Below are 13,774 nucleotides of genomic sequence, written 5' to 3'. Positions count from 1 at the left end.
TCGCCGAGAGATGTCAGGCCAGGGAATCCACCCAGGCCCGGTGCAACGCCGCGTAGGCCCCGTCGGCCCGGCCGATCAGATCCGCCGGTGCGCCGTCTTCGATGATGCGGCCGTGCTCGAGCACCAGCACCCGGTCGGCGATCTGCACCGTGGAGAGCCGATGCGCGATCACCAGCGCGGTGCGATCGGCCAACACGGATTCCAACGCGCGCTGCACCATTCGTTCACTGGGGATGTCCAAAGAGGACGTCGCCTCATCCAGGATCAGGACCGCCGGATCGGCCAGGAACGCCCGAGCGAACGCCACCAGCTGACGCTGCCCCGCCGAAAGTCGGCCACCGCGCTTGGCCACATCGGTGTCATACCCGTCGGGCAGTGTCTCGATGAAGCGGTCCGCACCGACCGCGGCGGCGGCGTCCCGGACCTGGGCGTCGCTGGCCCCGGGCCGCCCGAACCGGATGTTGTCGGCGACCGTCCCGGAGAACATGAAGTTCTCCTGGGTGACCATCACGACGTGGCGGCGCAACTCGGACTGCGCCAGCTCACGCAGATCCACACCATCGAGTGTCACCGATCCGGCAGTGGGGTCGTAGAACCGGGCGATCAGCTTGGCGATGGTGGTCTTGCCCGCACCGGTGGTGCCCACCAGCGCCACGGTCTGACCGGCCGGCACCGAAAGCTCAAGCCCCGGCAACACCGGACGGCCCGGCGTGTACTCGAACTGCACATCGTGAAATGCAATGTCTCCCTTGAGGTCCGATAAGGCAACCGGTGTCTTCGGATCGGCGATGGCCGGCTGCTGCGCCAACACCCCGGCCAGCTTCTCCAGCGCCGAGGACGCCGACTGGAAGGTGTTGAAGAACTGCGAGATCTCCTGCATCGGCTCGAAGAACATCCGCAGGTACAGCAGGAAAGCGGTCAGCGTGCCGATCGTCATCTCACCGTTCAACACCCGGTAACCGCCGTAGAGCAGCACCACACCGGTGGTGAGGTTGCCGACCAGTTTGACCCCGGGCATGAAGATCGCCAGCAGCTTGAAAGTCTTCTCGTTGATCGCCCGGTACTCATCGGCGACGTCGTCGAAGATCTCCTGATTGCGCGGTTCGCGACGGTAGGCCTGCACCGCCTTGATACCGGTCATGGTCTCGACGAACTGCACGATCACCAGCGCCGCGCTTTCGCGCACCAGCCGGTACGTCTTGCCCGACTCGTTGCGGAACCACCACACCAGGGCGACCAGGATCGGGAACGCCGCCAGGCACATCAGGCCCAGCTGCCAATCCAGAGCCACCAACAGAACCGCCGTGCCGAACAACGTCAGCACCGCGGTGATCAGGCTGTCGAAACCCGTTTCCAGCATGTCCTGGATGGCCTCGACATCGTTGGTGGAGCGGCTGACCACCCGGCCCGAGGTATAGCGATCGTGGAAGGCCACATCGAGCCGACCGAAATGCCGGAACACCCTGCGGCGCAACTCCAGCAGCACGCGCTGCCCGACCCGCCCGGAGCGCCGAAGGAAGAACAGCCTGCTGATCGCCTGCACGATCACCACGACGCACAGCATCGCGACGATGAGCATCAGCTCACGGGCCGGGCCGCCCTCGAGAATCGGCGGGATACCGCGATCGATGCCGCGCTGCACCAGGATCGGAACCGACAGCCGGGCAGCGTTCTCCACCACGACCACCAGCGCGAGCACCGCGACCGTCCACCGGAAGGGGCTCAGCAGCGACAGGAGCAACGCCCGGGCCTCCCGGCGCCGGGGCACGCTTTCGTCGATCGGGAGGGCGGACGAACCAGAGCTTCCGGCGTGATCATCGTCGTCGGTGATCTGTCCGCGCCACTGCGTCGTCGTCATCTGCGCTGCACCTCCGCACCGAAACGCGGCGGTTCTCCCACCTCATCGATGGCCGTACGCTCGGCGTGCCCGCGCTGCAAACGGCCCAGCTCCTCGTCGTCCTCCCACTCGCAGCTGCGCTCACTGGCATCGTCGAGTTGGTCATCGGCGGCCAGCAGGTAACGGTATTGCGGTACCTGCGCCAGCAATTCCGAGTGACTGCCGATGTGGGTGATGGTTGCCCCAGCGGAACCCACCTTGTGCAGCAGTGCGACCTGGTCGGCCAGCAGCACCGTCGACGCGCGGTGCGCGACGATGATGCCCGTCACCCCACGCAGAACCCGGCCCAGTGCTTCGGTCACGACGGCCTCGGTGTGGACGTCCAGCGCCGAAAGGGTGTCGTCGAGCACCAGGATCTTGGGCGCCGCCAGGATGGCCCGGGCCAGCGAAAGGCGTTGGCGCTGCCCGCCGGACAGGCTCATGCCCTGCTCCCCGATCCGGGTGTCCAGGCCGAACGGCAGGTCATAGACGAACTGCGCGGCCGCGATCTCGATGGCCTGTGCCATCTGCTCGTCTGTGGCATCACCCCGGCCGAGCCGCAAGTTCTCGGAAACCGACATCGAGAACAACGTCGGATCCTCGAATGCCGTGGCCACCGTCTGCCGCAGCGCAGGCAGGCTCAGCTCCCGGATATCGCGGCCGTCGATCAGGATCTGGCCTTCGGTGACGTCGTAGAGCCGTGAGAACAGCGCGGCCAGTGCCGATTTACCCGAGCCGGTGGCTCCGACCAACGCCAGCGTCTGCCCCGGTTCGACGACGGCATCGACATGGCGCAGCGCCCAGTCCTCCGCGTCGGGGAATCGGAACCCCACGTCGCGCAGTTCCAGCCGGCCGCCGAGGGGCGGTTGGGATACCGGACCATCGGTGATATCGACCGGGGCATCGAAGATCTCGGCGATCCGGTTGGCCGCGGTGAATGACTCCTGGGTCATCGACAGCAGAAAGCCCAACGAGGCGATCGGCCACACCAACGACAGCATCATCGTGATGAACGCGACCAGGGTGCCCATGGTGACGTGGCCGTGGCCCGCCGCGTACGCACCGAAACCCAGCACCACGATCAACGTGAGATTGGGGATGACCTCCAGCACGGTCCAGAACTTCGCCGACACACTCACCCTGGCGAACTGGGTGTCGTACAGGTGGGTGGCCTGCTCGTCGAAGCGGTCGAACACGTAGTCCTCCCGGCCGAAGGCCTTGACCACCCGCATCCCGAGCGCGGCCTCCTCCACATGGGTTGCGACGTGGCCCGTCTGGTCCTGCGCGAGCCGCGACAACCGGCTGTACTCCCGCTCGAAATGCAGCACGGTCAGCGTGATCGGCACGATCGACACCAGCACCACCACGCCCAGCGGCCAGTACATCGCCAGCAGGATCGATGTCACCACGATGATCTGCAGGGTGTTGAGGATCAGGAACACCAACCCGAACGACAGGAACCGGCGGATCGTGGACAGATCGTTCATCACCCGGGACAACAGCTGCCCCGACTGCCAGCGGCTGTGGAAACTCATCGGCAGGATCTGCAGCCGCCCATAGAGATCCTTGCGGATATCGGCCTCGACGCCCATGGTGGCCCGCGCGACCATCCAGCGCCGGATGAACCACAGCACCGCCTCGGTGACACCGACCGCCACCGCGGCCGAACCCAGGACCCACAACCCGTGCGGGTCCTGATGACGCACCGGACCGTCGATCACGGCCTTGGTCATCAGCGGAATCGCCACCGTGGCAGCCAGGCTGACCACCGACACCACGAGCATCACGATCCAGCGGGCCCGGTACGGCAGGAGATAGGGCAGCAGCCGCCGCAGATCTGAACTGGTCCGGATCGGCGTGGCGGGGGAAGCGATCGCAGGCTCGCTCACTGGACACTCACTGGATCAATCCTCCCATCACAGGCAAGCGATTAACCTCACGCCGCAGGCGCCTCCTCGGAGAACTGCGTGTCGTAAAGCTCGGCATAGCGGCCATCGCGGGCGAGCAGTTCGCGGTGGGTGCCGCGTTCGACGATGCGCCCGTCCTCGACGACGAGGATGAGATCGGCGGCGCGGACCGTGGACAACCGGTGGGCGATGACGATCGAGGTGCGCCCTTCCAGGGCCTCGGCCAGCGCCTGCTGCACGGCGGCTTCCGAAGCCGAGTCGAGCGACGCCGTCGCCTCATCGAGCACCACCACCCGTGATCGTCCCAACAGCAGACGCGCGATGGTCAACCGCTGCCGCTGCCCTCCGGACAGACGGTATCCGCGCTCACCGACAACCGTGTCCAGGCCGTCGGGCATCGCCGCGACCACATCGTCGAGCCGGGCCCGGCGCAGCGCGTCCCACAGCTCGTCTTCACGCACGTCCGGGTTGGCAAGCAACAGGTTCGAGCGGATGGACTCGTGGAACAGGTGCCCGTCCTGGGTCACCATGCCCACGGTGTCCTTGAGCGACGCGAACGTCACGTCCCGCACGTCGGCGCCGTTGAGCTTGATGGAACCGGAGTCGACGTCGTAAAGCCGGGCCAGCAGCGACGCGATGGTCGACTTGCCCGCTCCCGACGAACCGACCAGCGCCACCATCTGCCCGGGCTCCGCGGTGAACGAAATCCCGTGAAGCACCTCGTCCCCGCCGGCGAGGTCGGATTCGGACAACGCCGCCACCTCTTCCAGCGAGGCCAGCGACACCTTGTCCGCGGACGGGTAGGAGAATTGGACGTGGTCGAACTCGATATCAACAGGCCCGGCCGGCACTCCGACAGCATCGGGTTTCTCGGCGATCAACGGCACCAGGTCCAGCACCTCGAAAACCCGCTCGAACGACACCAGTGCACTGGCGATCTCGACCCGCGCGTTGGCCAGTGCGGTCAGCGGCGCATACAGCCGGGTCAACAGCAGCGCCAACGACACCACGGCACCGGCCTGCAGCTGGCCGCCGATCGCGAGTAGCCCGCCGAGCCCATACACAAGGGCCAGGGCGAGCGCCGACATCAGCGTCAGCGAGTTCATGAACGTCGACTGCAGCATCGCCGTGCGCACCCCGATATTGCGCACCCGGTCGGCCCGCTCCGCGAACTCACCGGACTCACGTTCCGGACTGCCGAACAACTTGACCAGCGTGGCGCCCGGGGCCGAGAACCGCTCGGTCATCTGGGTGTTCATCGTGGCGTTGTGGATGGCCGCCTCCCGCGACAGCCCGGCCATCCGGGTGCCGATGCGACGCGCGGGCAACACGAACAACGGCAGCAAGGCCAACGACAGCAGCGTGATCTGCCAGGAGATGCTGAGCATCACCACCAACGTCAAGGTCAAGGTCACGACATTGGCGACGATCCCCGACAACGTGTCCGAGAACGCCCGCTGGGCCCCGATCACGTCGTTACCCAACCGGCTCACCAACGCGCCGGTCCGGGTGCGGGTGAAGAACGCCACCGGCATCCGCTGCACGTGGTCGAACACCGCGGTGCGCAGATCCAGGATCAGGCCCTCACCGATATTCGACGACAACCACCTGGTCACCAGGGCCACCGCCGCCTCGGCGACCGCGATCGCAGCGATGGTGCAGGCCAGCAGCACCACCGTCGAGGACGGGCCGCCCCGGGTGATCACGTCCACGACGCGGCCGGCCAACAGCGGCGTCGTCACCGTCAGCAGCGCGCTGACCACGCTGATCGCCACGAACCCACCCAGCCTGTGATGGTGGCGCGCGGAGAACCGCCAGATCCGCGACAACAGCCGCCGGTCGGCCAGTGCTCGCAGGTCACCGTCGCGCGCATGCGTCTGCCGGTACAGCGACTGCCTGGCCACCGTTTCCATACTCATAGACATCACCGTAAAACCTGAACAATAATTGAGGTCAAAGACTTCCCAGGGTGCCTACGCGATTCACCGGCGTTCATCGGGCAAGATGGCGGTCATGGATAGCGCTACCGGTGGCACGGCCTCGCCCCGGGTCCTCGTCGTAGACGACGACCCCGACGTGCTCGCCTCGCTGGAACGCGGGCTGCGGCTGTCCGGGTTCACCGTATCGACGGCCGTGGACGGGGCCGAGGCGCTGCGCAGCGCCACCGAGACCCGACCAGACGCGATCGTGCTCGACATCAACATGCCCGTGCTCGACGGTGTGAGTGTGGTGACCGCACTGCGCGCGATGGACAACGACGTGCCGGTCTGCGTGCTCTCGGCCCGCAGCAGCGTCGACGACCGTGTCGCCGGCCTCGAAGCCGGTGCCGACGACTACCTGGTCAAGCCGTTCGTGCTGCAAGAGCTGGTGGCCCGGGTCAAGGCCCTGCTGCGTCGGCGTGGGGCATCGGCCACCTTCTCGTCCGAGACCATCCAGGTCGGCCCGCTGGAGGTCGACATCCCCGGCCGCCGCGCCCGGGTCAACGGTGTCGACGTAGATCTGACCAAACGCGAGTTCGACCTCCTGGCCGTCCTGGCCGAGCACAAGACCGCGGTGCTGTCCCGAGCACAGTTGCTGGAGCTGGTCTGGGGCTACGACTTCGCCGCCGACACCAACGTGGTGGACGTGTTCATCGGGTACCTGCGCCGCAAACTCGAAGCCGGCGGCGCACCACGACTGCTGCACACGGTCCGCGGGGTCGGATTCGTCCTCCGGACGCAGTAATGAGCGCTCGCCCGAGAAACCAACGGCAATAGCGACATGAAACCGCTGACCCGGATGTTCCGCCGCACACCATCGCTGCGGACCCGGGTCGCGTTCGCCACCGCCATCGGCGCGGCGATCGTCGTCGTCATCGTCGGCACCATCGTCTGGGTCGGCATCACCAACGACCGCAAGGAACGGCTGGACCGCCGCCTCGACGAGGCCGCCGGATTCGCCATCCCATTCCTGCCACGCGGACTCGGCGAGATCCCCCGCTCCCCCAGCGATCAGGACGCGGTCATCACCGTCCGCCGGGCCGGCGACATCTCGTCGAACTCGAACGTGATCCTCCCCGAACTGCCCGACGGCTACGCCGACACCTACATCGACGGCGTGCGCTGGCGGGTACGCACCGTGCAGATCCCCGCGCCGGGCCCCATGTCGGTGGCGGTCGGCGCAACCTACGACGCCACCATCGCCGACACCAACAACCTGCACCGCCGCGTCCTCATCATCTGCGTGTTCGCCGTCGGCGCGGCCACCGTACTGGGCTGGGTACTGGCCGCATTCGCGGTCCGCCCGCTCAAACGACTGGCCGAGCAGACCCGCGAGATCGAGGTCAGCGACGAGGCCCCCGACGTCGAGGTCCGCGGCGCAAGCGAAGCCGTCGAGATCGCCGACGCCGTCAACGGCATGCTGCAACGCATCTGGTCCGAACAGGGCCGCACCAAGGCCGCGTTGACGTCGGCCCGCGACTTCGCCTCGGTGTCGGCCCACGAACTGCGCACCCCGCTCACCGCGATGCGGACCAATCTGGAGGTCCTGTCCACGCTCGACCTGCCCGACGATCAACGCGAGGAAGTGGTCGGCGATGTCATCCGCACCCAGTCGCGGATCGAGGCCACCCTCGGCGCCCTGGAGCGGCTCGCGCAGGGCGAGCTGACCACCACCGACGACCACGTCACCGTCGACATCACCGAACTGCTCGACCGCGCCGCCCACGACGCGGTCCGGGTCTACCCCGACCTCGAGGTCTCGCTGGCGCCGTCACCGACCGTGATCATCATCGGGTTGCCGACCGGCTTGCGGCTGGCAGTGGACAACGCGATCGCCAACGCGGTGAAGCACGGCGGCGCCACCCGGGTGCAGTTGTCGGCGGTGAGCTCCCGCGAAGGCGTGGAGATCTCGATCGACGACGACGGAGTAGGCGTACCCGAGGAAGAACGCGAAATGGTGTTCGACCGCTTCTCGCGTGGGTCGACAGCGTCCCGATTGGGTTCCGGACTGGGGTTGGCACTGGTGGCCCAGCAAGCCGAATTGCACGGCGGCACAGCCACCCTGGAATCCAGCCCACTGGGCGGGGCACGCCTGCTGCTACGCCTGCCCGGCCCGCACTAGTTTCCCGCGAGCAATAGCTCCTATGTCAAGCCGCCACTGATTGTGGCGGCTTGACTGGGTTTTGGTGGTCGTGGGCGTCGCGGCGTAGGGCTTGGTAGACGCGGCGAGCGATTCGGCGTTTGACGCAGCGCAGCGCCGCGCGTTTGGTTTTCCCGGTCTCGATCAGTTTTTGGAAGTAGATCTGCCCGAGGCTGCCGGTCATCCGAATCTGGGTCAGGGCGATGCGGTGGATGGCGGCGTTGAGTTGACGGTTGCCGGCCCGGCTTAACCGCATCTGCCCGGCACTGGCCCCAGACCACGCCGGGATGGGCGCAACCCCGGTATGGCAGGCAAACGCTGCCTCACTTGTGAACCGGCCGATGCCGGCGACCTCGCCGACGATCTTGGCCGCCGAGAGCTCCGCGCAGCCAGGAATCGCCAGCAGCGTCGGTGCGACCTGGCCGATGCTGGCCGCCAAGCGGTTGGTCAAGGTGTTGATCTCACTGGTGAGCCGGATGATGTCGCCCACCTCAGCGCGGGCGATTTCAGCGACCACACCGGGCCGCTCGGCCAGCCACACCATCAGGGCCTTCTGATGCTTGAGAGCAGTCAGTGAGCCCAACGCGGCGGCCCACTCGGGATCGAGGTCATGAACATGCCACAACACCCGGTTGATCGCCGAGGTCCGTTGTCCCACAAGAACATCACGACGATCAGTCAACAACTTGAACTCCCGCGACACTTCGTCGTGCGAAGCGACCGGCAGTGTCAGCGGTCACGTAATTCCCCCAGCTTGAGGGTCGTCCGTCACGGAATTCCCCCACCCCGTCTGTCACGTAATTCCGCCACCCGGGCGGTGTGGCAGCCGCTCGTGGGCCTCGTAGGCAGGTTCGCTCGACTCACGGTTCGACTCGTGAGGAAGGGCGCCGATGGCGAGGAGAAGTTTCGACGTGTTCGACCTGATCGAGTTGTTGACCCATTGGCATGCGGGTCGGTCCCAGCGCCAGCTCGCGGAGAGTTTGGGCATCGACCGCAAGACCATCGCAAAGTATCTGGCGCCGGCGATCGCGGAGTCACTGACCCCCGGCGGAGTGCCGATCACCGAGACGGCGTGGGCGGCCCATGTCGGCCGGTGGTTCCCCGAGATCGCCGACCCCGGCCTGCGGGCCACGACCTGGCCCGGGATCGAGGTGCACCGCGACCGGATCCGTGACTGGCTCAAAGCCGAGGTCAGTGCGGCGACGGTGGCGCAGCGGCTGCGCGACGAGCATGGCGTTGCCGCCTCGGAATCCTCAGTGCGCAGGTGGATCTCGGGGAACCTTTCCGAGGAGGCGGCCCGCAACAAGGTGACCGTGCCGCGCGGGCCGGTGCCGGCGGGCAGCGAAGCCCAGATCGACTACGGCAAGCTCGGGATGTGGTTCGACCCGGTCAGCGGTCGACGCGTCACGGTGTGGGCGTTCGTGATGGTGCTGGCTCACTCACGGCACCTGTTCGTCCAACCGGTCCTGAAGATGCATCAATCCTCCTGGTGCGCTTCGCATGTGGCGGCGTTCGAGTTCTTCGGGGGTGTCCCGGCCCGGCTGGTCCCGGACAACCTGAAGACCGGTGTCACTCGACCGGATCTCTATGACCCGAAGATCAACAAGGCCTACGCCGAGCTGGGTGCGCACTACGGCTGCCTGGTCGATCCGGCGCGGGCGAACAAGCCGAAGGACAAACCACGCGTCGAGCGGCCGATGCAATACGTTCGGGACTCGTTCTGGCGGGGTCGGGAGTTCACCTCGCTGGAGCAGATGCAGGCCGCCGCGGTGGCGTGGTGCCGTGAGGTCGCCGGGGTGCGACAGTCGCGGGCGCTGGACGGTGAGCAACCCGGGTTCGTCTTCGCCACCGTCGAACGACGTGCATTATTACCGTTGCCTCAGAACGCATTTCAGCTCGCGGTGTGGTCGACGGGCAAGGTCGCCACCGACTGCCACGTCAAGGTCGGCAAGGCGCTGTACTCGGTTCCGTGGCGGCTGATGGGCCAGCAGGTCCATGCTCGCACCTGCGGTGACATCGTGCAGATCGTGCACGGCGGTGACGTGGTGGCCACCCACGTCACCCATCACCGCGGGCGGGCCACCGACTTTGAGCACTACCCGCCGGAGAAGATCGCCTTCACGATGCGCAACCCGACCTGGTGCCGCCGGGTGGCCGCCGAGGTCGGACCGGCCTGCACCCAGGTCATCGCCGAGTTCATGGAAGTCAACGCCATCCACCGGTTGCGCAGCGCCCAAGGCGTCCTCGCACTGCGCAAGACCGTCGGCGACGTCCGCCTGGAGGCCGCCTGCGCCCGTTCGATAGCTGTGGGCGATCCGAGCTACCGCACCGTCAAGGGGATCCTGGTCGCCGGCACCGAACTCGACGGCATTCCCGAATCCGCCGCCCCGCAGGCCGCGGCCCATCTGCGCGGACCGCAAGCATTCGACACCACCACCGGCGAGACCGCGTAACCACCGCATCGTATCTGACTGTCAATCAACATCATTCGATCAGAACCAAGGACATCAACCTATGAGCAGCATTCTCGACCCCGCCCTGCGCAATGCGCTACGCACCCTCAAACTCACCGGCATGCTCGACACCCTCGACACCCGGCTGGCCCAAACCCGCGACGGCACCCTCGGACACCTCGACTTCCTCCAAGTTCTCTGCGAAGACGAGATCGCCCGCCGCGAATCCGCCGCCCTCACCCGGCGCATCCGCCGAGCCCGCTTCGAGGAACAATCGACCTTCGAATCCTTCGACTTCACCGCCAACACCAAACTGCCCGCCGCGATGCTGCGAGACCTGGCCGCACTGCGGTGGCTCGACGCCGCCGAATCAGTCATCCTCTACGGACCCGTCGGCGTCGGGAAAACCCATATGGCACAAGCACTTGGCCACGCCGTAGCCCGCCGCGGCGGCGACGTCCGCTTCGCCAAGACCTCCCGGGTGCTCTCCGACCTCGCCGGCGGTCACGCCGATCGCACCTGGGGTCAACGCATCCGCGAATACACCAAACCGCTCGTGCTCATCCTCGACGACTTCGCCATGCGCGAGCACACCGCGATGCACGCCGACGACCTCTACGAGTTGATCTCCGACCGCGCCGTCAACGGCAAACCGCTCATCCTGACCTCCAACCGATCACCAAAGGACTGGTACAACCTGTTCCCCAACCCCGTCGTCGCCGAGTCACTGCTCGACCGGTTGATCAATACCAGCCACCAAATCCTGATGGACGGCCCTAGCTACAGACCCCGAAAAAGACCCGGCGCTAGCGCGCCGGTAGACAACACCAAGCCATCCCGGTAGACCTACACCGAGGCCCACCGGTGGCGGAATTACGTGACGGACACCCCGGGGGAATTACGCGACGGTCGACACCGGCAGATCAGGTTCGCGCAGCACTGCCCGCGACACCGCAAGCGCATCGATCGGATCGGACTTGCCTCGAGCGCGCGCGGACTTGCGGGTGGCGGCCATCAGTTTGGTGGGTACCCGCACCACCTTCTGCCCCGCACCGAGCAGGTCACGCTCCAGCCGTGCCGACATGTTGCGGCAGTCCTCGATGCCCCAGATCAACTCGACACCGAACTGCTCGCGGGCCCACATGATGGCCTTGCGATGCCCATCAGTGGTGGCCTTGACGGTCTTCTCGCCGAGCTTGCACCCGACCTCATCGACCGCGACAAAGGTGTGGGTGGACTTGTGTACATCGGCTCCAACAACAACCATGATGGTTGCCTCCTTCAGTCATGAAGAGGGTGTGTTGAGGTTGGGCCGGTCGGCGGACACTTCTCAGTCGGGGGCGATGCCACGCTCCTATCAAGTCACGCCGTCCGGTCCTTCACATCTGATGCCGGCACTACTGCTCAACGCCAACCCACCAAAGGGGCGGCAGACACAAAATGAGCCAGACACCAGATGATCCAGACCCAACCACCGCAACGCGGCAATTGCCAGACTGACACTGAGGCACAAAACTGCCCCAAATCCATTGATTTGGGGCAGTTTTGTGTCTGCTGGGCGAGAGGGTTACTTCTTGTCGCGCTGAGACTTACCGCTGTCCCACCGGTTGAAGCCCGCCTTCTCGGCGGTTTCCACGTCGGCAAACCAGATCTCGGCGATGGTCACCACATAGGACGGGCTCTCCGGCGAGTGATAGAGCATCGAATCCTCGTTGCCCTTGATCAGATAACCCGTCGGGGTACCCGCACCCGAGACCCGCACCGAACCGGCACCGTAAGGCGTCTCCTCGACGACGCTGACATCCACGCCGTCGTCGTCGTCAGCAGCCTCATGGGCGCCCCCGCCGGAGGCGAACTTGGCCGCACCGGCAGCACCGGCCGCACCCACGGCCGCCGCACCCGCCGCGGCACCGCTGCCGCTGACCTTGGGTATCCGCGTGGTGGGCTCGTCGACGGCACCGGCCCGAGGCAGCCGGGTCGTGGCGTCATCGGCGACAGCCGTTGCGGCGGCGGCAGTTCCGCCGCCTGTGGCCTTAGCCTCGGGACGACGGCCCAGGGCGCCGTACACCGGCACCTCCCGCTTCACCCGGCGCAGGGTCAACGCCAGTGTCAGCACCAGCCCGAGCACGAAGGCCAGGGCCATCAACCACCAGTTCACGTCGTTCATCGTCGTGCTCCAATCTCACGTGAGCCAGGCAGTTCAGCGAACGCCTCTTCCTCACTGGTGGGCTTGACGGCCACCACTGAGATCAGCCAGGCCACCAGCGACCCCACCACAAACGCGAGCAGGTACCACAACCATTGGATTACGAAGTCCATGTCGAATCTCCCTAGTTGACCGTGATCTCGACGCGGCGGTTCTGCGCCTTGCCTTCGGGTGTGTCATTGCTGGCGATCGGCTTCGCCGAACCCGCACCGGACGACGTCACGTGATCGGCCGCCAGTCCCTGCGAAACCAAATAATCGGCAACAGCTTTCGCACGATTGCTGCTCAGCGGGACATTGATCGCGTCATTGCCCGAGTTGTCGGTGTAGCCGGTGACAACCACCTGTGCGCCTGCACAGGACTTGAGCTTGTCGGCCACCTGCGAGAGCAACTGCTGCGATGCCGGGGCCAGAACGAACCCGTCGGTGCTGAAGTTGATCGGCGTGCGCAACAGTGCACTCACATCGTCCTGCAGTACCGCACAGGGTCCGGGGGTACCGGGCGTCGCCGGCGGAGCCGGGGCGGCAGATGCCGGGGTGATCTGAATGTTGTTGACGAGTTTGATGTTCGGCCAAGCCGCCTTGGCGGCCGCCTCGACGGCGTCGCGTACCTCAGCCGACGGAGCGGTCCCGGTCAGCGTCAGGGTGTCCCCGTCGATGCTGAAGCTGAAATCCGGAATGCCCGCAGCGGCGTCGAACACCTTGCCCAGCGCCGAAACATCGGGGGTACTCACACCCGCACCCAGATTCAGGTTGTCGACCAGATTGACGTCCGCGCCGAACTTTCCACGCAGCCAGTCCAGCAGCGAGGTCTTGGCAGCCGCGTCGGGCAGATCACCGGTGAGAGTGAAGTCATTGCCGTTACGGGTAATCGACAACGGCGCGAACGAAAGGTTCGGCAGATTCACACCGGGAGCGTTGATGTCCGGTGCATTCACATCCGGTGCGGTCAACGTGGCCGTGGGATTGACATCCGGTCGCGTGAGATCGATGTCCTTTCCAGAGCGGTCGAGCCCGCCCCAGCCGATCAGCCCCAGCAACAATGGAACTGCCGCCAACGCTAGCAACCACCCCAAGCCGGGTGGTCGTCGATATAACTTGGAGGCTGTTTGCCAGCCTGTGATTGTCCGAGATTCGTCCGAACCCGACATTGTGGGCACTCCCTGAAGTCGACGAACAGTTATCTACAGCAGCGAAACAGGTTGACGGTAGCA

General features: G+C 66.0%; 10 protein-coding genes and 2 pseudogenes. 4 read left to right on the top strand and 8 right to left on the bottom strand.

All coding sequences use genetic code 11. The annotated features are described in order from the left end of the window. Window positions 1-13: 13 nt before the first annotated feature. The 3 genes from JOF57_RS00570 to JOF57_RS00560 are packed head-to-tail and all read right to left on the bottom strand — an operon-like array spanning window position 14 to window position 5,702. Window positions 14-1,858: an ABC transporter ATP-binding protein gene (locus JOF57_RS00570; protein ID WP_209912633.1), complete on the bottom strand. Its 1,845-nt coding sequence runs from the start codon at window positions 1,856-1,858 to the stop codon at window positions 14-16. Beyond that, entirely contained in the window at window positions 1,855-3,765 is a 1,911-nt protein-coding gene (locus JOF57_RS00565; RefSeq protein WP_209912630.1) for an ABC transporter ATP-binding protein, read from the bottom strand. Before JOF57_RS00565 ends, JOF57_RS00570 begins: the two co-directional genes overlap by 4 nt. Before the next feature lie 47 nt (window positions 3,766-3,812). Beyond that, a complete protein-coding gene (locus JOF57_RS00560; RefSeq protein ID WP_209912628.1) occupies window positions 3,813-5,702 on the bottom strand; it encodes an ABC transporter ATP-binding protein in 1,890 nt (629 codons plus the stop codon). A 94-nt stretch (window positions 5,703-5,796) separates the two neighbouring features. On the opposite strand from JOF57_RS00560, the gene prrA reads away from it, so the two are divergent. Beyond that, window positions 5,797-6,507 (top strand): two-component system response regulator PrrA, encoded by a 711-nt coding sequence (prrA, locus tag JOF57_RS00555; RefSeq protein WP_055117444.1) that lies wholly within the window; start codon window positions 5,797-5,799, stop codon window positions 6,505-6,507. Window positions 6,508-6,543: 36 nt separating this feature from the next. Beyond that, entirely contained in the window at window positions 6,544-7,884 is a 1,341-nt protein-coding gene (locus JOF57_RS00550; protein WP_209912626.1) for a sensor histidine kinase, read from the top strand. A 25-nt stretch (window positions 7,885-7,909) separates the two neighbouring features. On the opposite strand, the pseudogene JOF57_RS00545 reads toward JOF57_RS00550, so the two are convergent. After that, window positions 7,910-8,629 (bottom strand): annotated as a pseudogene (locus tag JOF57_RS00545) (transposase); the annotation flags it as partial. 184 nt (window positions 8,630-8,813) lie between these two features. On the opposite strand from JOF57_RS00545, the gene istA reads away from it, so the two are divergent. Then, entirely contained in the window at window positions 8,814-10,355 is a 1,542-nt protein-coding gene (gene istA, locus JOF57_RS00540) for an IS21 family transposase (RefSeq protein ID WP_209915645.1), read from the top strand. A 61-nt stretch (window positions 10,356-10,416) separates the two neighbouring features. Next, window positions 10,417-11,199, top strand: coding sequence for an IS21-like element helper ATPase IstB (gene istB, locus JOF57_RS00535; protein WP_209912624.1), 783 nt, complete (start codon window positions 10,417-10,419; stop codon window positions 11,197-11,199). A 63-nt stretch (window positions 11,200-11,262) separates the two neighbouring features. On the opposite strand, the pseudogene JOF57_RS00530 reads toward istB, so the two are convergent. The 4 genes and pseudogenes from JOF57_RS00530 to arfA form a co-directional block, all read right to left on the bottom strand. Beyond that, window positions 11,263-11,622 (bottom strand): annotated as a pseudogene (locus JOF57_RS00530) (IS110 family transposase); the annotation flags it as partial. Window positions 11,623-11,922: 300 nt separating this feature from the next. Next, on the bottom strand, window positions 11,923-12,522 hold the full coding sequence (arfC, locus tag JOF57_RS00525) for a channel accessory protein ArfC, sunset domain variant (protein WP_209912623.1): 600 nt from the start codon (window positions 12,520-12,522) through the stop codon (window positions 11,923-11,925). Continuing rightward, entirely contained in the window at window positions 12,519-12,674 is a 156-nt protein-coding gene (gene arfB / locus JOF57_RS00520) for a channel accessory protein ArfB (RefSeq protein WP_170309418.1), read from the bottom strand. Before arfB ends, arfC begins: the two co-directional genes overlap by 4 nt. Window positions 12,675-12,685: 11 nt before the next feature. Continuing rightward, a complete protein-coding gene (gene arfA / locus JOF57_RS00515; protein ID WP_209912621.1) occupies window positions 12,686-13,711 on the bottom strand; it encodes a channel-forming protein ArfA/OmpATb in 1,026 nt (341 codons plus the stop codon). Window positions 13,712-13,774 lie beyond the last annotated feature (63 nt).

This window comes from Mycolicibacterium lutetiense, from assembly GCF_017876775.1.
Taxonomy (GTDB): Bacteria; Actinomycetota; Actinomycetes; order Mycobacteriales; family Mycobacteriaceae; genus Mycobacterium; species Mycobacterium lutetiense.
This window is presented reverse-complemented; position numbering and strand designations above follow the sequence as displayed.